This is a genomic window from Paraburkholderia sp. MM5477-R1 (genome assembly GCF_050436385.1).
Taxonomy (GTDB): Bacteria; Pseudomonadota; Gammaproteobacteria; order Burkholderiales; family Burkholderiaceae; genus Paraburkholderia; species Paraburkholderia tuberum.
Genome location: NZ_JBNDMC010000006.1, coordinates 1,465,625 through 1,491,039, shown reverse-complemented (window position 1 = coordinate 1,491,039; position 25,415 = coordinate 1,465,625). Strand labels below are relative to the sequence as shown.

Here is a 25,415-nt window from a genome sequence, read left to right as displayed (position 1 = left end):
CGGGAATGAGCAAGGCATCCGACGGCTCAATATACCTGACATTCCGTCTATACCTAATATACCTGATGGACCGTATGGTTGCAACCTTAAAAATACGGGACAGTTCCAAACCAGCCCTCATCGGCGCTGCGACATGCTGCCACGTATGGCCAGACTGGCCACATAGGGCAGCTGAAATAGACACGGCTGAGTGCCTTTTTGGTGGCAGTCAGATATACTTGGAATGCCAAGCAAAGTAGCTGCTGATCAAAGTCGCGTCCGGCGAACTAACTGGAAAACAGAGGGAGAAAAGGGGTTTGAACAAATCGCTGCAGTTTTCATCATCCTTGCATGAGTCCGTGCGCGAGGAGATTTCGAAACGCATCTCGCAAGGCATATACGTTCCCGGAGAACCGATCCCCTCCACGGCCATGCTGAGCGGGGAATTCGGGGTAAGCGCGATCACGATCAAACGGGCGTTACGAGACTTGCAAGCAGCGGGAATGATCTTCGCCGTCCCAGGCAAAGGCACCTATGTCAAAAAGCAACGTCGGCTACTTCATCACCTCGATCTTCGCGCTCCGGGGCGAGCTTCTCAGAGCAAAGTGCGGCCGATGTCGGTCACGAGAGAAAAGATTTCCGATCCCACGATGAGTGCAATCGACGCACCCGACAAGGTCATGCTTTGCGTGCGGAAGATCGTCCTGTTCGAAGACGCGCCGTGGATGTACGACGCAACATATGTGTCGTCTGAACTGGACGACGAAATTGTCGAAGAATTCCGTGAGCGTTTCGTCGTTGATGCACTGAAACGACACGACATCAACGTTACAAATACGCGTCTTGTTATCGACGCCGCGCCTGCGTCGGGCCAGGTTGCAGAGGTATTTGGCGTACCAAATGGCTTCCCGATGCTGCGCCGGCTCTATCGAATGATCACCACGGAACCACACATAACGGTATACGGTGTGGTGCAGGCTCCCTTTGATCAGTTAGCGTGTACCATCGATCTCGCTCCGTGAACTTACGGCTGGCTGCGGTAGGACCAAGGAGGAAGCTGCACAGCGGTCCTCCGCGGAATCGCTGCGCATAATCGGCCAATCAGCGCGCGCTCGAGATCTTTTCCTCGACCTAGGCGACTGCTTCTTGCGCCGGAGCCTAGAAGAAGCTTCGGACCGCGTCGTCACCTCGCACGTGAACTTGCTCTATCTGCGTGCCGGTACCTCCGAGCGTGCAACTCGCAAATACTTCAACCTTTTCCCACACGACTCCCTTCGAACCGCAACAACCGCTTTTTGGCGAGTTCGGCCTTGTCAGCGTCGATATCAAAACTACAGCCTTTCAGGCTCCCGTCCCGTCTATGGACAGTTTGATGCCGCGATCCAGAACCGCCTCGGTTAAGGCAAACTCGATGAACTGGCTGACCTGTCGGTCTTGACGACCTCCGGTTGACATATCTTGAATGCCTCTTCAAGCGCGTGGACCGCATTAATCGCTTCTAGCATCGCCACGCGATATGCCAGCACCTCTCGGCTGGCCCAGTCCACCGCAGCCATCAGATACACGAAGCCCCGTGCCATCGAGATGTAGTTGCTGTCGAGTGCCCACACCTGATTAGCTCCGTTGATCGCCATTCCCCGCAGCTGCTACGGCTAGATCTTGTACTGCTTGTCGCGGCGGCTCGTGTTCAGCTTGCAGTACAGCGTTTCGACGCTATGTGTGTCATCAGCGTGTCCACATTCCGATGCCCCACCCTGATGCCTGCATAGCGCAGCAGATGAGCCATCATGCGCGCCCCCCCGGAACGGAAACTCAAAATGCAGTTCATCAACGCGGCGCATCCGTTCCATCTCGTCTCGCTGATCGGTTGCGGCAGGCAATAGACGCTTGATCGTGCGATCGGCGTGTTCAAACTTTGTGCGTCGACAAGAGAATGCTCGTTTCAGTGTTCGCGATTCCGTCAACAAGACGAACAGCGCCGAGCACGCGATCGAATTGCTCCAGCGAATCGGCATGCAATTCGACGACAAGGTCCCACCTGCCGTTTGTACTATGGATCGAGACGACGTTCGGATGCCCGCGCAGAAGTTTCACGACGTCGGCGGCACGATTGCCCTGCACCGTGATCGACATAAGCGCACGGATGCGGTGGCGCTCGACTGCGGGCTTCAGCCGCACGGTATAGCCGATGATCACGCCGTGTTTCTCGAGTCGGGTGATCCGATTCTGCACGGTAGCCCGCGCGATGCGCAAAGTCTTCGAAAGCGCGACGATCGACAGCCGCGCGTTATCGCGCAGCAGCGCGATTAGCTGACGATCTACGTCGTCGAGAGTAACCATCGAACCTGTCGCTCCTGTTAGATGTCGTCCAGCCGCAAGCATGTCGCCTGTGGCCCTGCTCGATCAGCGCGAACCGATCAAGTTGCCGAATCGGAATGAGCATTCTGGATAGCTTATCGACAAATTTGACGATTTTGTTATCTATCTGCTGGTCGCCCTACTTGCAACAATGTCTCCATCGGGCGGTAGTTTTCGCCGCGTTCACCCCAGGAGATACACCAATGACACGCTTCCTCGACGTTCCCACCACCGCGCGACTGATCGCCAGGACCGGCGTCACGCAGTTCCTGCGTGAACTCGTCGCCACACTGCGCGCCGACTACCTGCACTGGGCAGACTTCGACAAGTCACCGCGCGTCGCATGCCACTCGCGCGACGGCGTGATCGAACTGATGCCCGTCGCGAACGCGTCGCTATTCGCGTTCAAGTACGTGAACGGCCACCCCGTCAACGCCGCGCGCGGAATGCACACGGTAATGGCGTTCGGCGCGCTCGCCAAAGTCGACACCGGCTACCCGCTGCTGCTCGCCGAACTCACGCTGACCACCGCGCTCCGCACGGCCGCGACGTCGGTGCTGGCCGCGCAGGCGCTCGCCCGCCCGGACTCGCGTACGATGGCGCTGATCGGCAACGGCGCGCAGAGCGAGTTCCAGGCGATCGCGTTCCACACGCTGCTCGGCATCGAGGAGATCCGCGTGTTCGACGTCGATCCGCATGCAACCGACAAGCTCGTGCAGAACCTCGCCGCGTATCCGGCACTGCGCGTCGTGCGCGCCGCGTCGACCGCCGCCGCGGTGCGCGGCGCCGACATCGTGACGACCGTTACCGCCGACAAGGCGTACGCGACGATCGTCACGGCCGACATGATCGAGCCCGGCATGCACCTGAACGCAGTCGGCGGTGACTGCCCTGGCAAGACCGAACTGGAAGCGGACGTGCTGCGCGCGAGCCACGTGTTCGTCGAGTTCGAGCCGCAGTCGCGCATCGAGGGCGAGATCCAGCAGATGCCGGCCGACTTCCCGGTGACCGAACTGTGGCGCGTGCTGCAGGGCGAGACGAGCGGCCGCGAACGCGCGGACGAGGTCACGGTGTTCGACTCGGTCGGTTTCGCGCTCGAGGACTACTCGGCGCTGCGCTACCTTTACGCGCTCGCGCAGCAGCACAACGCAGGCATCGAGATCGCGCTGATTCCGCCGGCCGTCGATCCGAAGAACCTGTTCGCGCTGATCGACGATCCAGCCGCGATCGCACAGGGTCACGCGGCGTTCGTGACCGAAGCCGTCGCCACACTCGCGCGCTGATCGTCATCCCGGGCGGCCTGCGCGCCGCCCGGCTCCCTGCCTCTCGCCTCTACCGTTCATGAATCTCGTATCGATCCAGGCACCGGCCGCCGTCGTGATGATCCGGCCGCACCACTTCCTGCCGAACCCCGAAACCGCCGCCGATAATGCGTTCCAATGCGCCGCCGACCCGGGCGCCGCGCCGTCGGTATCCGCCGCCGCGCGCGACGAAGTCACCGCCGCCGCGCAGACACTCGCGGACGCCGGCGTGCGTGTGCATGTGTTCGACGACCACGGCGAACGCGACACGCCCGACTCCGTATTTCCGAACAACTGGTTTTCGACGCATCCGGGCGGACACATCGCGCTGTATCCGATGTACAGTCCGAACCGCCGCCGCGAACGGCGTGCTGACGTGATTGAGATGCTGAAGGCGGTATACCGGGTCCAAGACGTGATCGACTATTCGGGGCTCGAATACGACGACGTGTTCATCGAAGGCACCGGCGCGATGGTGCTCGACCACGTCGCGCGCATCGCGTACACCGCGCGCTCGCGCCGCGCCGATCCGGTCGCCCTCGAACGCTTCTGCACGCACTTCAATTTCGAGCCAATCTGCTTCGATACGGCCGACGTGGAAGGCCGGCCGATCTACCACACGAACGTGATGATGAGCGTCGCAACCGAGTTCGCGATGGTCGGCCTCGACCTGATCGCCGATCGCCGCCGCCGCGAAGAGATCGCACGCCGCCTGACCGAAACGGGACGTACAGTGATTGCGCTCGATCAATCGCAGGTCGCCAACTTCGCGGGTAATGCGCTGGAGCTGTCGGGCAAGGACGGACGTATGCTCGCATTGTCGCGACGCGCGTTCGACTGCCTCACCGCGGACCAGCGCGCGGCGATCGAGCGCTCGGCGCGGCTCCTGCCGCTCGACGTCCCGACGATCGAACTGGCCGGCGGGTCGGTGCGCTGCATGCTGGCTGGCATCCATCTCATACCACGTCATGCGCAATGTGCTTCCGATTTTTGACACAGACACAGCGACAGGATCGAGACGCGATTGCATCCGCCAGAACTTCTTCCCCGGGTGCTCACACTGAAACGCTCGACAAGCCAGCCACAGCGCGACCTGCAACGTAGTAGGCGAGAGCAATTTCACGGCATGCGTAGGCGAGTCACAACGCAGCGTTAACCTGCGCGACCTGCCATCCGGACCGGCTGAACCAGGCTCCGCCGTGCCGCTGCCATGACCAGTGCGCTGATCGTCGCGAGCGGCTCGGGCTCCTGCTCCCAGTGATGCCAGTAAAGGTCGATCATCAGGTCACGCTCAGGGGCGAGCGCCACCAGCCTGCCTCCAAGGATTAGCGGTTCCGCCTGCATGGCGGGGACCAGCCCGTAACCGAGCTCGTCCACGATCGCATTGAGCAACGCGGCCGGAGAAGGAAAATAGTGTCGGGGGTACCGGGCGACCGTCACACCGAAATGCAACCCGAAAAACACATCGTGCAGGGCGTCCTTCCGGTCAAACAGGATGGCGGAGGCCTCGAGCACGCCCGGCAAGGTCAGACCACCGGCGAAATGTTCACGGGCGAATCCCGGTGTGGCGACGCACTGATAGCGCATCTTTCCGACCGGTTCCGCCACAAAACGATCGACAACCGGTTGCGGCTGGGTGGACAGAAAACCTTTGATATCGCCGCGCGCGAGGGCCTCAAGCGTATGGTCCTGATCGTCCACGACGATCTCGAGCGCCACATGGTGTTGCGCCAGCTCACGTGTGACCGGTTCAAACCAGGTGGCAAGCGAATCGGCATTGACGGCAAGGGCAAGCGCTGTTGTCGTCCCTTTCCCCGGCGTGACACGCCGGAGCAGCTCATCTTCCTGAAGCCGGACCGTCATGAAATGACGAAACACGTCTTCGCCCGCTTTCGTCGGTATCACGGCCGGTTCTCGGATCAGCAGCAGCGCCCCGATCGACTGTTCGAGCCGCTTGACGCGTCGCGTCACTGCAGCAGAGGAGATGTTCAGCGCAACCGCCGCCTGCGTGAAACTGCGATGTTCGACCACCGCGGCAAATGTCTCCAGCTCGACCATGTTCAGCATCGCGCCCACTTTCATGAAAGCCCGTTTCGTCAATGTTCCGCAACAATGTCTGGTGCGGAGGGACCTGAATAGAGATAGCCCTGAAGGCAGGTCGCCCCGCACTCTCGCGCCTGTCGCGCGTCGTCCTCAGTCTCGATGCCTTCGACGATGACGCTCGCCGCGTAAGTCTTCGCGAACTGGATGAGCGGACGCAGACCCAGGGGACTTCGGGTGCCGCCTTTCTGTCTCAGGCAACGCAGATCGATCTTGACGATATCGACGCCAAGCCCGATCAAGGCGGTCAGATTGTTGTGGCCTTTCCCCAGGTCATCCAGTGCCATCTGGCAGCCGAGAGCCTGGAACGTGCTGACGAAGTTCCGCGCCTCTGTCGTCGAAGTCAATGCGGCTGTTTCCGTGATCTCGATCGTCAACCTCGAAGCAAGGCATCTGTCTGCATGCAACTGTGAGGCGATCGGTGTCCACCATGCATCGAGTGTGGCGCTATGCGCGGACACATTACATCCGAGTTGAAGCGCAGGATTGCGGCGCAATGCGGCGATCGTCGCGTCGACGACCCATTCGTCGAGCCGCCTCACCATTCCCAGGCGCTCAATGGCCCCCACGAGACTACCGATACGCATCCGTCGGCCATTCTTCATCTCGCAAAGCAGTACCTCGTAATATAAAACATCCTGTGAATCGTCGGCGGTGCGGACGGGTTCCCGGTCGAAATCGAGCCTTTTCTCCTCCAGTGCCGCGAAGACGGCAGCAGCTACCACCATATCGGCCCTGTAACGCTCACGCCAGTGGTGGCCCACAGTCGCCAGGTTTGCCGAATCGATGAAATCCTGAAATGGTTGATACCCAGAGCGCATCGCTGACGCGCGTACTACAGGCATGACGGCCGCGTCTCCCAGTGGCACGCCGTGCGCGCCAAGTACCTTGACTATCCGGTGCTCGATGATGGGCCCGCGTAACTCCTCCGACGCGTTGCCCTTGTAGGACAGGTCGAAGATAAAAACGATATGCGCGCCGGTTGTTGCAACGGTATCCCTCCCTGATCGTGAGAGCTCCCGGGCCCGCTCATGTACTACATGCCGCACGGCAAGCGCAGTCAACTCGCCATACACCTGCTCGATCTCGCGCAGATTTACGATCGTTGCGACGACGCAGAGCTCCACGACCGACTCGGCAGGCTCCGCTGGCGCGTCGATTTGAGTGGGCATCGACCGCTGGCACGAACCCGGACGATCTTCCGTCTTTCGCTGATCATCGAAACTCTCCTTGCACGCGTCGCACTTACTATCATCGGCTTCCCGCCCGGCAAGCCGAATCGATGCGGATCTGCGCAACTCATGAGCAGGGTTTTCGGACGGCTCCATAATCACCTCGGTATGCTAAACATCCACAAGTACTACTTTTCACTGCATGTCCCGTAGCCACTCGTGGCGCGGAAAACGCATTCACCGTTTCCCGGCCTGCATGTCTCCGATGATCACAGAGAACTGGCCACGCAACCACGAATCAGTGGACATGGAAGACATGGAAGAATGACCACCATCAACGACGTTGAGCCATAGCCGACGAATAGAGTGCTGGCGCATTGTTGGTAGCACCGACCGAGCTCCGCGCGTTCAGCCTGGAGCCTGGTTTCGCCCTCAGTCTCGGGCATACGAAATCTCGGCGAGGCACATGGTATGCCTCTCTCGGCCGAGTGGAAAACGCTCCATTCCCCCTTCCGATGTCAAAAAGAGAACATCGCTTTTGGCCCGCCTCCGTTGTCTGCGACGACGCAAACATATCCGACTTTGCGCCGCCGTTATAAATGGTCACTACTGATCCTAACGTTACAGTCTACGGCGTCCTTCAAGCACCGTTCAATCGGCTAGCTTGCAAAATCGACTTCAGCTGGAATTAGAGCCGCTGTTGAGCCGCCGCAGAAAGCGCCGCTGTCGAATTGGCTCCTGCTTCTTCTGCGTTAGTGCGAGGCGGCAAGGGTGGCCTCAAATCTGAAGTGCAACACTGTTTCGACCGCTCGCTCACACTAGCGCTTGAAGATGGCGGAGCCTCATAAGCTTGCCGCCGGCCCCGCGCAATCACCGCATCGGGTCAACCCTCGCCGACTCTGATTTGACAGCGCCGCATACAGACAACCCTCGTCCGGGTAAGACATGCCGTCCGACTCTACTCTTGGCAAAACACAAGCTTCCCAAAGTGTACCTGGCATACCTAGAATGTCAAGAGGGCGTAGTATGCGTGCGCAACCGCCTGTTTCGGCGGTCGTTATCGCATGCCGCAGCCGAGAGCGGACGCGCTTGCTTCGAGCATAGGTCCCCTTGACAGCCCGGCTATACCTGATATACTTGATATATCAGACGTAGCTATTCAACACGGAGGAGAGCCAAGAATGAGACTGAACAAGGGTTTGACTACGATCGCTGTCATTGCGGCCCTTTTTGCGGCGTCAGCAGTGCATGCTCAGGGAGTTTTGAGCAAAGCGAAGCAGACAGGAACAATCAGGGTCGGGATTTTTAACCGGGCTCCGTGGGGATACGTTGACGCCAATGGAGACGTGAAGGGACAGACCGTCGATATCTTGAAGGCGGCATTTGCTCCGCTCGGGATTACGAAGATCGACGCGGTGGTAACGGATTTCGGGGCGCTTATCCCGGGTCTTTTATCCAAGCGCTTCGACGTTATTGCTGCCGGTCTGTATATCAAGCCGGAGCGATGCAAGCTTGTTGCTTTCGGAAACCCCGACATCCAGATGAGCGACGCCCTTCTGGTCCACAAAGGAAACCCGAAGGACCTGCATAGTTATTCTGATATCGCGAAGGACAAGTCTGTGACGCTGGCAACGGGCAGAGGAAATGTTGAGTATCAACATGCGCTTGACGCAGGCATTCCGAAAGACAGGATAAATGCCTACACCGACCCCAACGCCGAACTCGCCGCGCTAACGACTGGCCGTGCTGATGCCATCGTCGAAACTGCAGCGACAGTCAGCGTCTGGGCAAAAGTGTCCGGCAACGTCGAGCGTGCTTTGCCATTCGCACAGCCGGTAAGCGCTGACGGAAAAACGCTCTACGGCTACCCTGCACTTGCGTTCAGGCCGGCCGATTCCGATTTGCGAGATGCCTACAACGCCGAGCTCAAGAAGCTTCGGAAAAGCGGCAAGATGCTGGAAATCCTCAAGCGGTATGGCTTCTCGGAGACGGATCTCCCGCCAGAGAACCTGACTGCGGCAGATCTCTGCAAGTAAAGGTTTGGTGAAGAAGCACCTGATCGAAACGTTCGGAGGCTGATCCACAGCATCCCTTTCAATCTATAAGGTAAGCTATGAAAGCGGCAGACCACCCCTCCCCCGAAAGCGAATCCGCGTCGCGTGTGGAACACATTCTTTTTCCCAGCAAGGCGAATCACCACGACGCCGGCGTACTGGCGCAATTTCTTTCCGAGTTGGCGTACGAAGACATACCGGCCGATGTTGTTCACATGGCCAAACTCATCACGCTTGATACCATTGGATGCATCGTCGCTGGAACGCAAACGACACTGGGTAGAGAAATCCTAGCCGCCTACGAATTTGGAAATTCAGATGACGGCTGCTGTGTCCCCGGAACCTCTGTGCAGCTCCCTCCGTCGCTCGCTGCAAAGATCAATGGGTGGCTGTCCGACGTTCTCGATTACGAAGACACAGAGAGCGGTCATCCGAGTGCAACAGTCATTCCAGCGGCATTGGCTGTAGCTGAGCGGCTGAAGGCCACGCCCAAGCAACTGCTCACCGGAATTGTTGCCGGCTATGAGGCGGGCCTTCGCGTTCATGATGCGACGCGCGCGAGCCCTGAAGCGTACCGACGATTTGCCGTTTATCACGCATGGCACGGGGTCGCCGCTGGTGCTGCCGCCATGGTGGTTTCAGGCGGAACGGAAAAGCAATTCCGCTCTGCCTTGGGGCACGCTGCAGCGAACACTAATATACCACTCTGGTACGTTCAATACGGTCGTCCGGCGCACGCCTTGAAAGCAAACTACGGCCAGATGGCGTTGGGTGGTGTCGATGCCGCGCTTTGTGCTCGTCAAGATATCATTGGTCCATTTGCAATGTTAAGCGATCCTGAGCGAGGATTTGCACGCATTATTGGATCCGACCAATTCGATCCATCTCAGTTTTCGTTGGCTCTTGGCGAGAATTGGCGTACAAGAAAGGTGATGCTCAAGAAGTTTCCAAGTTGTGCTTTCCTTCACACAACCATCGATGCGGTGTCTCAAATAACAAAGGCAAATGGCATTGATCCAGCTAACGTGGAAAATCTTCGGATTCGTTGCTTCGCCAGAATTGTCGAATGGTTTTCTGACAAGGCGCCGAAATCTGCCCTGGATGCTCAATTCTCGGTGGAATACGTGTCGGCTATGGCACTTCACTCCATTGAACCCGGCCGCGAGTGGTACTCACCGGAAATTCTCGACAGTCCGGAAATCACTCGATCAATGATGAAGATGGACGTAGGAATCGACCCGGTGGCGGAGGCAGCGTTCTGGGGAGAGAAAAAACAATGCATGTCGACGGTAACTGCTTTTTTGAAAAACGGTGAATTCCATTCGGCAAGTGTTGGCTGGGCGCCCGGCGAATGGCAGAGGCCGCTCAGTGACGCAGACGTTGTCGAAAAATTTCTCAATAACGTAAAGGGGACCTGTCTGGACCAACGGGGATCGCAGATTGTTGAGAAAATACTGCATCTGGACGAATCGCGAACGCTGAACGAGCTTACCGACCTGCTTCGCGCGGTGTAGTTCGCCGCTATCCTTGATCGCGGTTTCCTTGAGCAATTGAAAACCCTTGTGGAATGATCGCAAACCATTAACCCGATGATAGCCTCTGTGAATCAGCCGCGCGATGGAAGGGTGTCCTTCAAAGACCGCTTACAGATGGTTTGCTCCACGACCCAGCGTGTCTTGCCCAATCCGCTAATGCGGCTTGGCCTCGGCGGGCGATTTCGGTTGCAATGCCAGCTGCATGTAGCGGACGGCGATATTTGCCGTGGTCGTAGCCTCGGTCGCCCTGAACAATGCGGGGCTTCGAAAGCGGCCGGCCGCGCTTGCCAGCAATGGGCGGGATAGCGTCACCCAGTGGGTGAAGCGAGCAACATCGTTACGGTTGGCGCCCGTAAGGATTACCATGAGCGGGATGCCCTGCGCTTCGGTGACGAGATGATGCTTTGAACCGGATCGCGCGCGGTCCGTGGGATTCGGTCCCGTTTTTGACCTGCGCCCACTGCGCGGATCGAGGAAGAATCGACGACGACACGGGACCAGTCAATCTGGTCAGCCGCGCGCAGCTTTGCGAGCAGCACTTGATGCAGTTGGTCCCAGACGCCGGCGGGCTGCCAGTCCCGCAGCCAGCGCCAGCAACTCATGCCGCTGCCGCAGCCCATCTCGCGCGGCAGCAAGTCCCTGCATAGGCCCGTTTGCAGGATGACAGGATGCCCGTGAGCAGTGCACGCTCATCGAGCGGCTTGCGCCCTGGATAACGGCTTCGTCTTGGTTTGGAAGGGGGCAAACGGTTCGATGAGTGCCCGCAGTTCGTCGTCGAGTATGGGTTTAGCGCATTGACTCATCAGAATTGCAACTCGCGCTGACCTGTTGCCACACGTAGTTTGCTACCCGTCGGATTGTCCGGCGGGAGCGGCACGAGGTGACGAGACAAATCAGCATGACGACACGCAAGGAGTTGGTGGAAGCATTGCAATTGCGATACGGCAGCGCGACGTTCGGTGACCGGATCAGAATTCTCGATGAGTTCGTGGCTCTGACCGGGTATCACCGCAAACACGCCCTCCGGCTGCTACGGGAAGAGCCCGGCGCAACAAAGGGGACGCGCGAGCGCAACCGGCTGTACGACGAGGCGGTACGCCAGGCGCTGACGGTATTGTGGGAAGCAGCCGACAGGGTTTGCGGCAAGCGACTGAAGGCGTTGATCCCGAAGCTGATTGATGCCATGGAGCGGCACGGCCATCTCGACCTGGACCCGGTCGTCAAGGCCAAACTCCTTCAGGTCAGCGCGGCGACCATCGATCGCATGCTCGCCACTGCGCGTGCACACATCGATGGACAGCGCAAACGGCGCACGGGGGTGGGCTCGGCCATCCGGCGCAGCATCCCGGTGCGGACCTTCGCCGACTGGCGCGATCCACCACCCGGCTTCTTCGAGATCGACATGGTCGAACACTGCGGCGGCTCGAAGATAGATGGTGAGTTGGTCCACACCCTGACGCTGACTGACATCGCCACCGGCTGGACAGAATGCGTGGCCATGCGAGTACGTAACCAGATGCTGGTGATCGAAGGATTTGAGAAGGCGGCTGCCGATCTGCCATTCGCGATGCTTGGCGTGGACTCGGATAATGACAGTGCATTCATGAACCAAAGCGTCCTCGATTACTGCAAGGGTCGCGATCTTGTGCAGACGCGCTCGAGGGCATACAAGAAGAACGATCAGGCTTGGGTCGAACAGAAGAACGGCGCCGTCGTGCGGCGACTGGTCGGTTATGGCCGGCTCAGCGGTGTCGATGCCAGGAACGCGCTGGCACAGCTGTACGCGTCATCGCGGCTTTACATTAACTTCTTCCAGCCTTCGTTCAAGCTGAAGTCCAAGACGCGTGACGGCGCACGCGTACACAAGATCTATTCAGCGCCGGCCACGCCGTGTGATCGGCTTCTGGCACATGACAGCGTTGAACCCGCTATCAAAGAGAAACTGAAGGCACAGTTCAAAGGCCTCGATCCTGTGCGACTGCTGCAGGAGATGCGAACGGCTCAGCAGACATTGAGCGAGTTCGCGGCCCACGGCGTGCGTGCTGAAGCGGCGTTGGCGGGCGAATCGGACGTTGCCGTCTTCCTCGCAAGCCTCGCTTCGGCATGGAAAGAAGGTGAGGCACGTCCAACGCACCGAAAGCAACCCAAGGCAAAGCACTCGTGGAGAAGTCGAGTGGATCCGTTCGCCGACGCGTGGCCGCTAATCGAAGGGTGGCTGATTGCAGAGCCCTCTGTTCCGGCCAACGTCTTGATGGATCGGTTGGCCGAGATGTTTCCAGAGGCGTACGCAAGTCAGGCACAACTACGAACGCTGCAGCGCCGGGTCAAGGCATGACGAGCAGAGCGCGTAAAAGAACTGATTCTGGGCGGCCTGCGAAATTCCGCTGATGCGCCAGCCGAATTGTGAGCTGCGGAAAAGTTGAAAGTCGCCGGGGGCCGGGCGTTCCGCGCCCGGCAAACCACGAAAGAAGAGAAGAGAGAAAGCGAAACGACAACAATCCCTCGGGTAACATTCCTTCGTGAGGCAACACGCCGGCCAAGCTAATTGTCGCCGCCCAACTGTCATCCAAGCGCACACGCCAGCGGGAATTTCTCGATGACATGCGTTGTGTTGTAACTTGGTCGAAGCGATTGTGTTAATCGAACCACACTATCCGACGGGCAAAAGCGGACGACCGCCTTTCCCGATCGCAACGATGCTGCAGATTCATTTCATGCAGAAGTGGTGCTTCTTCCATTGCAGCGGCCGACAGGTCGAACCTACCTTTTGGAGTTAGTCGCGCCGCCTGCCATTTCATTGCCCGCGTCAGTCGGAAGACGACGCGAGAACGGAATGGAGCCGAGTGAAAAGAGACCGGCGACAAAAAAGGCCGGCAAGAAATCGGATGACATGGCGTACATGTGACCGTTCATTTCACATGAGACCTCTAGTACCAGCCCACCGATCGCGACCCCAAGTCCCAGTGACATGTACTGGACGACGCTACCGAGACTCGTGGCACGTCCGATGTTGCTTTCGGTAATGTCAGCATACGTCAATGAATTTATGCTAGCAACTTGTAACGCGTAAAAGAAGCCGCCAACGAGCACGATAACCCACATGCTAAAGAGCGGCATCTCACGCGCGAAAGTGCCAGTTGCAGCCATCGCGGCGCATGACAACGCAGCGTTGTAGATCAGAACCGTGCGAAATCCGAACATGCGAAGCGTCAGGGCCGTAAGCGGACGCATGAGCAGGCTGCCCGACGCGGATGCGCAGGTTAGGAGCCCCGACTCGAAAGCGGTCATACCAAGCCCCACCTGCAGCGATAGCGGCAGCAGGAACAGCACGGCCCCATAACCAAGGCGAAACATCGATCCGCCGAGCACGCTCGCACGAAACGTGGGGATATTGAAAAAGCGCAAGTCTAGCGTCGGCAGTTCGGCGCGCCGCGCATACAGGGCGTAGAGTGCAAGCAGGGAGATTCCTACAAGAGACATTCCCCAAGCGGTCGCGTCAGCGGCAATGTCGCTGCCCACGAGAGAGAGCCCGAGCAAAAGCAACGATGCGCCCGTCGCCGAAAGGAAGGAACCTGGCAAGTCGAACCTGCCAGGATCGGATTCCTGCAGGTTGGCGATGTGACGACTACTCAGATAGATGAGCGCGACGCCAATCGGTACGTTGATGATGAAAATCACCCGCCAGTGAAGATAAGTGGTAGCGAAGCCACCGAGCACCGGCGCTAGCGCCGGTGCGACGATCCACGTTATGTTGAGCCAGTCCATGGCCTGAAAGAATTGGCTCTTAGGCACGGCACGTACGACAATGATTCGACCCACTGGCACCATCATCGCGCCGCCGACGCCTTGCACGAAGCGTGCGACCGTGAATATGTAGAGCGATCGTGATGAAGCGCACATTAGTGATCCTGCGACGAAAATACCGATAGCAATTCGAAAGATCGTTCGCGTACCGAAACGATCGGCAAGCCAACCGCAGACTGGGATGCACATACCGAGACCCACAATGTAGCTGGTGATTGCGATTTTCAGCGCGACGGGATCACTCCCAAAATCGCGCGATATCGCAGCCAGCGCTGTAACGATGATGTTTGCGTCGACGGCCTCCATAAAGAATGCACAGCCAACGATGCGCAAAGTAACACGGACGATCGGAACAGGTGCCAAGACACCTCGCCGCCGCGGGTCAGAACGGTCTGTCATCTAGCTCCCTCCCCTTCGCCTCCAACTGGATCAGGATTTCCCGTTGGACATCCATCACCTAGGGCAACGCTGAACAAGCCGTTGTAGTCATCGATTCGGGCGCAAACAGAGGTAGATTCATCGTGAGTGAAGCTTTCCGCCTGCATTTCGTGCCCACCTGGGCGTTGCACACGGCCTGCGGCCCGCTTTTCGCCCATTACGGGCGTACCTGTGCCATCAATCCCTGCGCGAGAGATAGACGTTGGTCAACGCCAGCGCGACGAAGGCGCGATTGGCGTTCGTCGCCAGACCGCGATAGCGCACCTTCGTGAAGCCCCACAGGCGCTTGACAACAGCAAACACGTGCTCAACCCGAGCACGGATCTTCGACTTGATGCGATTCTTACCGCGCTACCTCGTCAACTTCGCCCGCACGGCGCGTACGCTCATTGGTGAAGTCGCGTGCATTGGGGGCTTTGTCACGGATCAGCGCTTTCTGGCTCGCATAGGCGCTATCTCCATAGACACGTTGCTCTTGCCCATGCAGCAATTTCGGCAGCGGATGTTTGTCGTGTACGTTGGCCGGCGTGACCACCGCGCTATGTGCCAGGCCGCTTTGACTATCTCCCCCGATGTGCAACTTCGCGCCGAAATGGTGAGTAGCCTCGGGAAATTTCGCCCCGAGGCTGTCGCAGAACCGTACGTGACACTCGCGCGTCATACGGCTGCCGGGTCGGCCGGTGGAATTTCACCACCAGCCGCCCACAGGTAGGGTCGAGAACTGGCGCGCGCACGGTAGGCCCCCGGTGGCTTCTCCCTCGCTTTCGCGGTGGGCCTCAATCCGGTTGCCATGGTCACGTTTCCAGCTCCCGCCACGTCAAACGCAGCATGCGGTTTTCCCGCACTACGCTTTCCTGTCCGCTTCACGTCAAGATTTATGGGACCTATCATGCCGGGGACGCTTTCGGGGTGGTAGCACGGCGAACCCGATAGCCGTTGAACAGCTTCAGTTCGTCATATAGCCAGTGCCTACTCCACGTCTTCCAGCCGAAGCCCCGACGATTCCGGGATCGACCCATGTGGCGCCGAATCTTCTTTTCCACCCAGTCCTTGATGAAGCTGAAGCACTCGCTGGAATGTCCAACAGCGAAATAATTCACCCAGCCTCGCAGCACCGGGTTGATCAGTTGCACTACCCGATCGACCGGCCGCGACTGGTATCGCTGGAACACCTCCTTGAGCTTGCGCAGTAACGCCGTGCGTTTCTTCAACTTGGGCGTATAGTGCGCTCGCCATACCTGTCGCCCGATACTGCGCAGGCGTCGGAAGTCAAACCCCAGGAAGCCGAAGCTTTCCGCGCGGTCCAGATCCACGGTGCGACTCTTCTCTTCATTGACCTCGACCTGTAGTTTGGCAAATTCTTCCCGAAGGCGCCGGCTTACCATCCGCAACAGCCACGCATTGCGCGGATGAGCATCGATCAGCACAACCAGATCGTCAGCGAATCGGGCATACTCGACGTAGGTATACTTCCCGCTGCGCGTTGAGCCTTTCACCCGCTCCAGCATCCGGTCTACCTCCGTGAGATAGATGTTACTGAGCAGGGGCGAAATCACCCCGCCTTGCGGAACGCCTTGTTTGCCCGACGCCCTCAGCATCAGCCTCAGCAGATGCATTACGTCGTCGTCCTTGATCCGACGCGCCACTTTTTCAAGCAGTAGATGATGCCGAACTGTGTCAAAGTAGGCGCGCAAATCAAGGTCTATGACGCGGGTCTTGCACTGAACAATCGCCGTCGCCACCCGATGCACCGCTTCATGCGCGGTACGCTTCGGACGATAACCATACGACTCCGGTTGGAAGTCTGCCTCGAAGATCGGCTCCAATATGAGCTTGAGCGCACCCTGGACCACCCGGTCACGGATTGCCGGAATCGAAAGGACACGGACCTTGCCCCCGTCCTTCGGTATTTCCTGCCGCCGCGATCGTAGCGGTACGTAGGCACGCCCGATCAGTTCGTCCCGTATCCGCTCGAGGAACGCCTCCACGCCTTGCGCCTCGATGACCTCAAACGTCACCCCGTCGATGCCCGGTGCGCCGTTGTTCTTTCTGGCCAGCGCATACGCTTCGCGCAGCGTTTCCATCTTGCAGACATGGACGTACAACCCCCAGAAACGCCAGGACGGTTCAGCCTTCGCCTTGACGTATATTCCCCGCCTCAGGTCCTGCAAACTGCTGGACGCCTTTGTCATCTCGTCCTTGCCTCCCATGTTGTCGAGGAAGTTACAAACAGCAGGGCCCCTTCGCTCCACCAGCGTTACCCGGCTTCACAGCTACTACGGACCCATCCGCCACCCTCTCGCCTTCGGTCCACTTCCCGGGTTCGCCGGTTATAGGACCTACCTTGCTCCCGCGATTTCGCGCTGGGGCGAGGAGGGTTTCTCCAGTTGCTCAGCATGTCCTTGTCATCGTGCCGTCGCTTCCACCCCGCCGAAGTGGAATAGCCGTATCGGTCAGATTTCGGCTACCCATGCTGCCTTCGCCCTCACGGTTGCAGGCTCGGCCTTCGGGTCTCTTCACTTTCGAGGCCACATCCACGTTCATCTTCATTACGGCCCGATGACTCGCACGTCCCCCAAGGAGACGGTCGTCGATAGGCTTCAGAGTCTTGGTTTCCCGCCACCCTGCTATCCAAGCTACGGAGCTTCTGACTTCTACTCCGGCAGGTCTACCTCCTGCTGAACACGCCAGCCTTAGCTGGACACACAACCGTGCGTAAGCCTCTCGATTTACACGGCTCGTCCCAGCCATTCTCCCGTCATCTCGCGATGACAGATCGACGCGGAAGGTAGATGCTCATCCCGGTTCGCCGGTTGGCGGCAACCTTCTCTGAGCTGGGTCATCTCCTTCGCTCCATTCGCATTACACAAGCTTCAACACTACTACGGGATAATCCGCCCCCTTCATGTGCATCGGTACTTTCCCCCTTCGTGGGGCCCACTTATAAGGTTTTCCCTTGGCATCACATGAAGAGTTCTCAAGTTCCGCACCCGACCCCGGATTCGAGTCACGCCGCCTATACACCGGACACCACGTGGCCAATAAGCAGGTGGCCGCCACGCTGATCCCGGGGATAACGGGCGCCCCCAGTTTTGATGTCGTCTAAGTTGGTTTCGATGCGTCGTCAGCGGTTCACCTTCGTTCGTCTCTCTTATCCATACATGACGTGTTTGATCACGCCTTTTGACCGTAACGTTCACCACCGCAGCGTTTCCGATTGAAGCAGCTTACGGCTGTTTGAAGTCAGTTCCTGCGAACCGACTTCGGAGGGCCGTCCTCCATCTCGGGTACAGCATCGTGTTCAGAATGCAAACACGTTCATGGCACAACCCGTTATCCAACCGTACCCCCGATGACACGCCAGTGGTGAAACAATTGCAACGCGACGTCCGGCACCTGCCATCCTCGAAGGATGACTTTTCCATGGTCGCTCTCCACCGCGCCTTTTGAGCGCTCAAGCTGTACTTGCTCAGGTGTTATCCCCAAATGTGCAAGGCTTTCCCCATCAAGTCGAGTTATCGGCATTTGATGTCATCTTGCACGTTTTCTCTACTGGCTCGATAACGAATGCATGTAACGTGCCATATTGAAAAGCTCTAAGACTCAATATCGCCAGTGTAAGGCGGCGCGAAGTCGCGATGGAGTCAAGTGGGCGGCAATATCCGGCCGCGGCGCGCATTCGTGTGCAACACAAGACCGAAGCGCTAGATACGATGCGCTGATGCGAAAAGGGTTTCCGTGAAAAGAAGGGTTGCGCCTATTGTCGAACTAGCGACATCCGGCGTCGGAGTTGTTCAGTTTCCGACCTTGTAGCTGGCCTCAATGTGGAATGTGACTGGGGCAAGCTGGAGATCGCCAGCCGTCGGCGGATGAACTTCGACACCAGCAGACCAAACGCACCTGCGGCTGCGAAGGTATTCACATCGGCGAAGATGATATCAGCGAGAAACTCGATTACGCGCCCGGCGAGTTCGCGGTGGACTGGCATGTCCGTTGCAAGCAGGTACCACAACTGCTTGACTGCCTCAGGATCGAGGGCTGCGACTGGAATCTGCCATGGGGCGAAAGGCATGAATGGGTTGCAGGCTGGCAAAATTCCTTCGCGAATCAGACGAGGAACCGAACCCGCATAGGTGTTTAGGCGCCGAGAAGGCAACCTCCACGCTGATGGTTTCGACCCACGGTAAGCCTGTCAGATTTTTGGTGTGCCGAGGTCATGAAACGATAGCGGAAAATATGTCCTATGACCGAAGCAACAGTGACCAAGAAAAGCAAGAACCCGAAGGCGCCGAAGCTGTTCCCCGATGATCTGATCGACCAACTGCTGGCGCAGGTAAGCATCCGGATTTCCAGATTCTATCGACTGCTGTCTTGTCTTCTATTCACCACGACGGAGATGAACGTGTCAGATCAAAACTTGTTGAATCGATCCACCCCTCAGCAGCTCGCCGCCTACTTCCTCGCTCGCACCGGCTGCGAGCATCCGCCGCCCATCCGGATCTATCGAAATGACACGCCGTCGCTCGTCGGCGCGGTGCCGGAATTCGCCGATATGGGCGCGGTTCTGATTGCATATCCTGGTAGCATCAAGCCGCCGATCGGCCATAGCCAAGAGCCCCCGAGCGGGCCACGGTCGTTTGGCATTCCAAGTGAGATGATTATCCGCATGCAGCAGAACGATACCGCGACGCCAGTTCACATTTTGGTCATGTGTGCGGACGTCGCTCAACGCGACATCATTCTGCGAGACCTACAGCAGACGGCCGACAAACTTTCCTTGAAGTTCAACCCTGACCATCTGCAGCTGGTCGGCTGGGACACCGATACCTTCTGGACGCGCGACTATGGTCCGTGGTGGGTGTACGATCCCAAAAACGATACCTACGCGATTGCGAAACACACGCATACGACGATGGGCGGCGGCGCCGTCGGCTTTGTCGAGGGGGCGGAGAAAGCCAATCCGCTAGTGGGGTTGGGCATCTTCCGTCCGAACGACGATTACGGCGCGGTCAAACTATCCGACTTTCTCAATGGTCCCATCCGAAAATGGAACACCGCCACATGGCCCGGCGACAGGAAACAGCCACAGATCGCGGTGCATGACTGGTATTATCTCGGGTTGCTCAACGTTGGCGGCAATTTCATGGTCAACGGCAAAGGCGTGGTGGCTTCGACCTACCTAGCCGTCACTCAAAATGAAGGTCCGGGCAGCGCCTACGGAGAGATGGCGGAAGTTGTCGATAAGCGCGCGGAGTACATCCTGAGCCAGTTGAACCGTTTCATGGGTCTTCATACGTATCACGTGCTGAGCGACCCGACGGGCACCTACATAGAGCATATCGATTGCTGGGGAAAATTTCTCGCGGAAGACAAAGTACTTGTTGCTTCGTCGCAGGATCAGAAGACCAATCAGGCGTTCGATGCAATCGCCGCGTCGTTCGAGAAGGAAGACTTCAAGGTTTACCGCGTGCTGTGCCAGGATATTTACGTCCCCAATGCGAAAATGCCGGCCACCACTGCCGCCTACACAAACAGTCTGATTCTCAACCACCACGTCTATGTGCCCATTTCCGGCAGGGGCTATGAAAATTATGATCGTCAGGCCCTGAGCGTCTACAAGGAGGCGCTACCCGACTACACGGTCGTCGGTATCGCGGGCAAGCCGGAATTTCCGTGGCTTGGCACCGATGCCGTGCACTGCCGCACGCGCGCAATCCCGCGCAAAGTGATCGATAACTGGCAGGCTGCTCTGCACGGCGCGCCACCCTGGTCTCGGTCCTGAAGCGTTTCCTTCGTAAGGGCCTCATTATACGCATGCGAAGCAGTGCAAGCGGATGAAGAAATCGCTGGGCGCTGTGCGTTCTCGGGTGAACGCACATAGCGCGCCGGCAGATCATGACGTCGCATCGTTCGTACTTTCGATGCCAGCTTTTGAGAGCATGCTTTCTCGGGTAACCCAACTGACGAATTGTCGCCGCCACGCGCTTTACGAGTTTGATGTAGAGCTCAACCGCTCGAATGCGTAAGCGTGGCACCAGCCTTGTAATTACCCACATGCCCATCGAAAATCCTGGTACGCTGGAATACGTCAAGACCGGGATATTTAAAGGATGGCCGGTAACGGTAGCCGACAGACGAAGGATCGTGCCTGGATCGAGCGGGAGATTAACGCCAGCGAGTTCCGGGATGATCGGTTGCGTAAGCGTTTCGGAGTACTTCTGGAACAGCTTTGGGATAGCATGGGCCAAAGCATTCCGTTTGCTTGCCAGGACTGGGCCTCAACGAAGGCTGCCTACCGGTTCCTCTCGAATGAACGCGTGAACGAACGGGATATCCTGTCAGGCCATTTCGCAGCGACTGCGGATCGATTCAAGGTGAGCGGAGGCACCACGCTTGTTTTGCGGGATACGACAATATTTTCCTACAAGCGGGAGCGCCCCGAGCTTGTCGGTTACACGGGCAAAGCGACAATGCGAACCGGGTACAAGGGAAACGGATTGCAGAATTCGCTGACCCAATGCGGCATCCTGATGCATTCCAGCCTGGCGGTAACCATCGAAGGTTTACCACTGGGTCTGACCGCCATAAAATTCTGGATACGGAGCAAGTTCAAAGGCTGTACGGCGCTCAAGCGTCACGTCAACGCTACGCGCGTACCGATTGAGCAAAAGGAAAGCTAGCTGTTGACGAAACCTCGTACCGGCGCGGCCACGAGTATCTGACGCTGGTCGCTGACATGCAGGCGCGACGGGTCATGTTCGTCACGCCCGGGCGTGACGCGAAGCCGATTGAAGGCTTCGCGGCATATCTGAGCCAACACCGCGGCACGCCCGAGCAGGTCACCTCGGTGAGCATCGACATGTCGGCCGCCTTCACCAAAGGCGTGAGCGAACATCTGCCCAATGCGCGGCTGACGTTCGACAAGTTTCACGTCGTCGCCCACGCGTCCAAGGCGCTTGATACGGTGCGCCGCCAACAACAGAAAGCCGACCCAGAACTTAAAGGGATGCGCTGGACGCTGCTCAAGGACGCCAACAAACTGAATCTGGCGCAATTGACCGACCTCGAGGCGCTGGTCAGGCAGTACGCCACCAAGCGCACCGCCCGCGCATGGCTGTATCGCAAGCAAATCCATGTCGTCTCCGAGATGTTGCGGCAGCGGTACACCAACGTCAAGCGCTCGAAAGTCAGCCGATGAAGGACGTCGCGCGTCTGATTCGTCGGCACTTCGACGGCATCGTCGCCCCCCGCGTCACAATGGTTGTCGTCTGGATAAAATTGGAATCTGGGGGCGGTAAAGAGAGAACAAGTTGGCGCGTTACGGAAAGACATTCAAGGACAGAGCAGTGGCGCGGTTGCTGCCGCCGGAGAGCGCATCAGTGGAAGAGGTTGCGCGAGAGATCGGTGTGGGCGCGCAGACGCTGGAGCGCTGGCGCAGTGATGCGCTGTCCATGCCCGCTCGCGAGCGGGCATGGACAGCGGCCGCGCGTTTCGAAGCGGTGTTGAGCACGGCAGCGATGGACGAGACGGCCCGCAATGCGTGGTGCCGCGAGCATGGCGTGTATCCGCAGGAACTGGCGCAGTGGCGGCAAGCGGCCACGCAGGCGCTGGCCGAGCCCGAAGAGGCCCGTGCGAGTCCACAGCAGACGAAGCAGGACCAGCGTCGCATCAAGGAACTGGAACGCGAACTGCGGCGCAAGGAGAAAGCACTGGCCGAGGCAGCCGCATTGCTGGTTCTTTCAAAAAAACTCGGGGCGATCTTCAACACGGACAAGGGCGAGGACGAATGATCGGCCTCGAAGATCGCCAGTTCCTGGCCCGGGAAATCGATTCGGCAAGACTGGCTGGCGCACGGTTGCGCCTGGCCTGCGAGGTGGCCGGAATCGACGTGCGTACCCTGCAGCGCTGGAGGGCCAATCAAGGGCTCGTCACTGGCGACGCCAGGCCCGGCGCGATGCGCCTGCTGCCCGCGCACACCCTGAGCCCGGAGGAGCGGGAAAACGTGCTGCGCGTAGCCAGCGAGCCGCGCTTTGCCGACATGCCACCGGCGCGCATCGTGCCGATGCTGGCTGACGAAGGCGTGTATATCGCCAGCGAATCGACCTTTGCACGCGTGCTGCGCGAGCATGGGCAGATGAGGCGCCGTGGCCGTGCCAGAACTCCTTCGAGCGGCCGGCCGCCGACCACGCACGTTGCAACCGCGCCGCGCCAGGTGTGGTGCTGGGACATGACCTATTTGCCGGCAACGGTCACAGGGCGATGGTTCCACCTGTACCTGATTCTGGACCTGTACAGCCGCAAGATTGTCGGCTGGGAGGTGCACGACAGCGACGCGGCCGAACACGCTGCTCATCTCGTACGTCGTACGGCGCTCTCCGAAGGCATTGCCGCCCTTGAGGCCCGGCCGGTGCTGCACGGCGATAACGGGGCGACGCTGAAGGCCACGACCGTGCTGGCGATGCTGCACTGGCTGGGCATCAAGCCGTCGTACTCGCGCCCCCGGGTCAGCGACGACAACGCCTATGCCGAGGCGCTGTTCCGAACCGCGAAGTACCGGCCGGAGTTTCCGGTCACAGGCTTCGAGGACCTGAACGCTGCTCGCACCTGGGCTGCCGGCTTCGTGCAGTGGTACAACTTCGAGCATCGTCATAGTGGCATCCGCTACGTGACGCCTGCGCAGCGTCACGCCGGTGACGATCGTGCGCTTCTCGCCGCTCGGCATGCACTGTACGAGAGGGCCCGCGAGCGCAATCCGGCCCGCTGGTCGCGCCACACGCGCAACTGGACACCGGTTGGTGCCGTGACGCTTAACCCCGAACGCGACTCAGTCGTCGAGATGGCGTCGATCAGCGCAAATAAACAGCCTCTGGCTGCATGAGTGAGGCGACAACTTGCTTGACGCGCGCCGGTCGCCTGGACTCAGACGCGCCAGACCAACGGCTTCATCGAAGCAATCAACGGTTTGTTTCAAACGGCCAAGCGAAAGGTTCGCGGCTACACGCGCTTCGCGACGATGCGTACGGTCCTCTTTCTCGTTGCTGACAAGCTCGATTTCTCCGACTTCAACCCGCATGCCTCGTGAGCCCCGTTACCCACTGCATTTTCAAAAGAGCCTCCACCATCTATTCCTGACTAGGGTGGTTAATTGCGAGCTTCGCTAGGGGGGGCGAAGATTTCGGACTATGTGCGTTACCGCCGCGCAACGATGTAATCGGGTGGAGTCAGGCGTGTGAAAATGGCAGTCATGCGTCATTGAACGCGCGCCGGTTCTGAAATCTCAACTATTCGTTTATGACTACGGTAAATATGGCGCGTCCGCGAAAAGATCTGCAAAGTGCTCCTCTACGTCGATTATTTGAATATCGTGAGTTGACAGCCAATTTTGATTGAAAATAGTGTCCAAGTACTTTGTGCCACTGTCGCACGCTAGTGTTACGATGCGCGATCCTATCGGTGCTTCGCGAGCCAAGCTAAGTGCCTCGTAAATCGCACCCCCGGTCGAGCCGCCGACCAGTAGGCCATGCCGCCGGGCCAAATGATGGCAAATCGAAAAGGCCATGTCGTCTCTCACTTTTCGACCCGAATCTATTACGTTGTAGTCAATCGCCACGCCCACTTCCGCGCCTTCAGGCGTGCCAGTGCCCGATTGGTGGTATTGCGCACCCTGACCGCCAAAAATGACACTTCCGGCTGGTTCAACACCAATTACTTGGATGCCAGGAATATATCGCCTCAGGTGACGCGCAGTACCGCAAAGCGACCCACCGGTACCGATAGCGCACACAAGATGCGAAATTGTTGGACCGAGATCGTCGAGCAATTCAGCGGCTAGCCCGACGTAACCGGCAGAGTTAGCCGGATTGTTGTGTTGTTCAGTCCAGTAGGCGTCCCCTTCCGCCGACATTCGCATAGCTGCTCGGTCACGTACGTCCGTGGCTAGAGCTCCATCGCCACTGCCAACCGTCCGGACGTTGCTGCCCAATGCACGAACGGTAAGGATCTTATCGAGGCTAGCATGGGAGTCCATCAAGGCGGTGAAGTTGATTCCGCGTACCGCTGAGATCATGGCCAACGCACTCGCCGTATTTCCCGATGAGGATTCGACAATGTCAACAACGGCCTCATTTGGGCGGCTGTCGATCATGCTTAGCGCCATGCGGTCCTTCATCGAGCCAGTTGGATTAAACATTTCCAGCTTGAGATAGAGACCAATCTCACCGCCGCGTAAAGAGATGAACAGCAGCGGCGTGTTTCCGATAGTATCAATGATGCTATTAACGATCATCTGTCTATCCTCCGTTTGAGGAAGTTTTAGTCGGCCAAGAAATGCCATCCGACTGGATGCCGGAAAGCGATTATCCTTTTTTCAGTACGAGAATCTGGTGAAATGAATTTCATTCGAATCCATTGGTAGTCGGCGGTGTTGTGAAGCTGACGAGATCGCTCTGGGCAACGCCCCCCCCAATTGCCAGCCCTCGCCACGGAACGACGTCGGATTCCAGACAACTGCGTCCGGCAAGAAAATGATGCGTCTTATGGCGGCACCGCTCGCTTCTTTCGCCGTAGAACAACCGGAGCAGGCACGAAACCGCCACCAAACCAAGTTTCCGAACCATGCCATCAAGAACCTCTGCCAATCGACTGCCTCCAAGATTCCCGACGTCGCTCACATCG

The 25,415-nt window shown here is 58.5% G+C and carries 16 protein-coding genes and 6 pseudogenes; 13 read left to right on the top strand and 9 right to left on the bottom strand.

The annotated features are described in order from the left end of the window. The first annotated feature begins 296 nt into the window (after window positions 1–296). Entirely contained in the window at window positions 297–1,001 is a 705-nt protein-coding gene (locus OKW35_RS25305) for a GntR family transcriptional regulator (protein WP_429553454.1), read from the top strand. Window positions 1,002–1,376: 375 nt separating this feature from the next. On the opposite strand, the gene OKW35_RS25300 is transcribed toward OKW35_RS25305, so the two are convergent. Next, on the bottom strand, window positions 1,377–1,613 hold the full coding sequence (locus tag OKW35_RS25300; RefSeq protein WP_429553453.1) for a DDE-type integrase/transposase/recombinase: 237 nt from the start codon (window positions 1,611–1,613) through the stop codon (window positions 1,377–1,379). Window positions 1,614–1,887: 274 nt separating this feature from the next. After that, entirely contained in the window at window positions 1,888–2,319 is a 432-nt protein-coding gene (locus OKW35_RS25295) for an Lrp/AsnC family transcriptional regulator (RefSeq protein WP_429553452.1), read from the bottom strand. Window positions 2,320–2,540: 221 nt separating this feature from the next. Here OKW35_RS25295 and OKW35_RS25290 point away from each other — a divergent pair, with 221 nt between their 5' ends. Next, window positions 2,541–3,620: an ornithine cyclodeaminase gene (locus OKW35_RS25290; protein WP_429553451.1), complete on the top strand. Its 1,080-nt coding sequence runs from the start codon at window positions 2,541–2,543 to the stop codon at window positions 3,618–3,620. Between the two features lie 58 nt (window positions 3,621–3,678). Next, a complete protein-coding gene (ctlX, locus tag OKW35_RS25285; RefSeq protein ID WP_429553450.1) occupies window positions 3,679–4,632 on the top strand; it encodes a citrulline utilization hydrolase CtlX in 954 nt (317 codons plus the stop codon). 158 nt (window positions 4,633–4,790) lie between these two features. Here the strand turns inward: ctlX and OKW35_RS25280 are convergent, their stop codons facing one another. Beyond that, window positions 4,791–5,720 carry an HTH-type transcriptional regulator ArgP gene (locus OKW35_RS25280; RefSeq protein WP_429553449.1) on the bottom strand — a complete coding sequence of 310 codons (930 nt, stop codon included), beginning with the start codon at window positions 5,718–5,720 and terminating at the stop codon, window positions 4,791–4,793. Window positions 5,721–5,734: 14 nt separating this feature from the next. Continuing rightward, on the bottom strand, window positions 5,735–7,066 hold the full coding sequence (locus OKW35_RS25275; protein ID WP_429553448.1) for an EAL domain-containing protein: 1,332 nt from the start codon (window positions 7,064–7,066) through the stop codon (window positions 5,735–5,737). Window positions 7,067–8,091: 1,025 nt separating this feature from the next. Between OKW35_RS25275 and ehuB the strand changes: the two genes are divergently transcribed. Then, window positions 8,092–8,946 carry an ectoine/hydroxyectoine ABC transporter substrate-binding protein EhuB gene (gene ehuB / locus OKW35_RS25270; protein WP_429553447.1) on the top strand — a complete coding sequence of 285 codons (855 nt, stop codon included), beginning with the start codon at window positions 8,092–8,094 and terminating at the stop codon, window positions 8,944–8,946. A 77-nt stretch (window positions 8,947–9,023) separates the two neighbouring features. Next, window positions 9,024–10,478: an MmgE/PrpD family protein gene (locus OKW35_RS25265; protein ID WP_429553446.1), complete on the top strand. Its 1,455-nt coding sequence runs from the start codon at window positions 9,024–9,026 to the stop codon at window positions 10,476–10,478. A gap of 137 nt (window positions 10,479–10,615) precedes the next feature. Here OKW35_RS25265 and OKW35_RS25260 read toward each other — a convergent pair. Beyond that, window positions 10,616–11,302: pseudogene (locus tag OKW35_RS25260) on the bottom strand (IS5 family transposase); the annotation flags it as partial. A gap of 95 nt (window positions 11,303–11,397) precedes the next feature. Here OKW35_RS25260 and OKW35_RS25255 point away from each other — a divergent pair. Both OKW35_RS25255 and OKW35_RS25250 read left to right on the top strand, forming a co-directional pair. Next, window positions 11,398–12,834: an integrase catalytic domain-containing protein gene (locus OKW35_RS25255; protein WP_429553445.1), complete on the top strand. Its 1,437-nt coding sequence runs from the start codon at window positions 11,398–11,400 to the stop codon at window positions 12,832–12,834. 209 nt (window positions 12,835–13,043) lie between these two features. After that, window positions 13,044–13,225 (top strand): annotated as a pseudogene (locus OKW35_RS25250) (IS5/IS1182 family transposase); the annotation flags it as partial. A 34-nt stretch (window positions 13,226–13,259) separates the two neighbouring features. On the opposite strand, the gene OKW35_RS25245 reads toward OKW35_RS25250, so the two are convergent. The 3 genes and pseudogenes from OKW35_RS25245 to ltrA form a co-directional block, all read right to left on the bottom strand. Next, window positions 13,260–14,609 carry an MFS transporter gene (locus OKW35_RS25245; RefSeq protein WP_429553850.1) on the bottom strand — a complete coding sequence of 450 codons (1,350 nt, stop codon included), beginning with the start codon at window positions 14,607–14,609 and terminating at the stop codon, window positions 13,260–13,262. Window positions 14,610–14,898: 289 nt separating this feature from the next. Beyond that, window positions 14,899–15,336 (bottom strand): annotated as a pseudogene (locus OKW35_RS25240) (transposase); the annotation flags it as partial. Window positions 15,337–15,628: 292 nt separating this feature from the next. Continuing rightward, the gene (gene ltrA / locus OKW35_RS25235; protein ID WP_429553444.1) at window positions 15,629–16,933 is read right to left on the bottom strand and encodes a group II intron reverse transcriptase/maturase; all 1,305 of its coding nucleotides are present in this window, start codon (window positions 16,931–16,933) and stop codon (window positions 15,629–15,631) included. Window positions 16,934–18,984: 2,051 nt separating this feature from the next. Here ltrA and OKW35_RS25230 point away from each other — a divergent pair. The 6 genes and pseudogenes from OKW35_RS25230 to OKW35_RS25205 form a co-directional block, all read left to right on the top strand. After that, window positions 18,985–19,077 (top strand): annotated as a pseudogene (locus OKW35_RS25230) (transposase); the annotation flags it as partial. A gap of 60 nt (window positions 19,078–19,137) precedes the next feature. After that, a complete protein-coding gene (locus OKW35_RS25225; RefSeq protein ID WP_429553849.1) occupies window positions 19,138–20,523 on the top strand; it encodes an agmatine deiminase family protein in 1,386 nt (461 codons plus the stop codon). Window positions 20,524–20,851: 328 nt separating this feature from the next. Next, entirely contained in the window at window positions 20,852–21,421 is a 570-nt protein-coding gene (locus tag OKW35_RS25220) for an IS4/Tn5 family transposase DNA-binding protein (RefSeq protein ID WP_429553443.1), read from the top strand. Then, window positions 21,421–21,986, top strand: a pseudogene (locus OKW35_RS25215) (transposase); the annotation flags it as partial. The gene OKW35_RS25220 and the pseudogene OKW35_RS25215, both read left to right, overlap by 1 nt. 65 nt (window positions 21,987–22,051) lie before the next feature. Continuing rightward, a protein-coding gene (locus OKW35_RS25210; RefSeq protein ID WP_429553442.1) for an IS3 family transposase occupies window positions 22,052–23,619 on the top strand; the annotation gives its coding sequence in 2 pieces (ribosomal slippage) (window positions 22,052–22,490 and window positions 22,490–23,619; 1,569 coding nt in all). Between the two features lie 30 nt (window positions 23,620–23,649). Further along, a pseudogene (locus tag OKW35_RS25205) lies at window positions 23,650–23,823 on the top strand (transposase); the annotation flags it as partial. Between the two features lie 213 nt (window positions 23,824–24,036). Here the strand turns inward: OKW35_RS25205 and OKW35_RS25200 are convergent. Then, window positions 24,037–25,026, bottom strand: coding sequence for a PLP-dependent cysteine synthase family protein (locus OKW35_RS25200; protein WP_429553441.1), 990 nt, complete (start codon window positions 25,024–25,026; stop codon window positions 24,037–24,039). Window positions 25,027–25,415 lie beyond the last annotated feature (389 nt).

Coding starts and splice junctions, on each gene's coding strand:
- OKW35_RS25200 (WP_429553441.1), bottom strand. CDS start 25,026: ATGATCGTTAATAGCATCATTGATACTATCGGAAACACGCCGCTGCTG.
- OKW35_RS25300 (WP_429553453.1), bottom strand. CDS start 1,613: ATGGCGATCAACGGAGCTAATCAGGTGTGGGCACTCGACAGCAACTAC.
- OKW35_RS25275 (WP_429553448.1), bottom strand. CDS start 7,066: ATGGAGCCGTCCGAAAACCCTGCTCATGAGTTGCGCAGATCCGCATCG.
- OKW35_RS25290 (WP_429553451.1), top strand. CDS start 2,541: ATGACACGCTTCCTCGACGTTCCCACCACCGCGCGACTGATCGCCAGG.
- ltrA (WP_429553444.1), bottom strand. CDS start 16,933: ATGACAAAGGCGTCCAGCAGTTTGCAGGACCTGAGGCGGGGAATATAC.
- OKW35_RS25220 (WP_429553443.1), top strand. CDS start 20,852: ATGGCCGGTAACGGTAGCCGACAGACGAAGGATCGTGCCTGGATCGAG.
- OKW35_RS25245 (WP_429553850.1), bottom strand. CDS start 14,609: ATGGAGGCCGTCGACGCAAACATCATCGTTACAGCGCTGGCTGCGATA.
- OKW35_RS25255 (WP_429553445.1), top strand. CDS start 11,398: ATGACGACACGCAAGGAGTTGGTGGAAGCATTGCAATTGCGATACGGC.
- OKW35_RS25295 (WP_429553452.1), bottom strand. CDS start 2,319: ATGGTTACTCTCGACGACGTAGATCGTCAGCTAATCGCGCTGCTGCGC.
- ctlX (WP_429553450.1), top strand. CDS start 3,679: ATGAATCTCGTATCGATCCAGGCACCGGCCGCCGTCGTGATGATCCGG.
- OKW35_RS25225 (WP_429553849.1), top strand. CDS start 19,138: ATGAACGTGTCAGATCAAAACTTGTTGAATCGATCCACCCCTCAGCAG.
- OKW35_RS25265 (WP_429553446.1), top strand. CDS start 9,024: ATGAAAGCGGCAGACCACCCCTCCCCCGAAAGCGAATCCGCGTCGCGT.
- ehuB (WP_429553447.1), top strand. CDS start 8,092: ATGAGACTGAACAAGGGTTTGACTACGATCGCTGTCATTGCGGCCCTT.
- OKW35_RS25280 (WP_429553449.1), bottom strand. CDS start 5,720: ATGAAAGTGGGCGCGATGCTGAACATGGTCGAGCTGGAGACATTTGCC.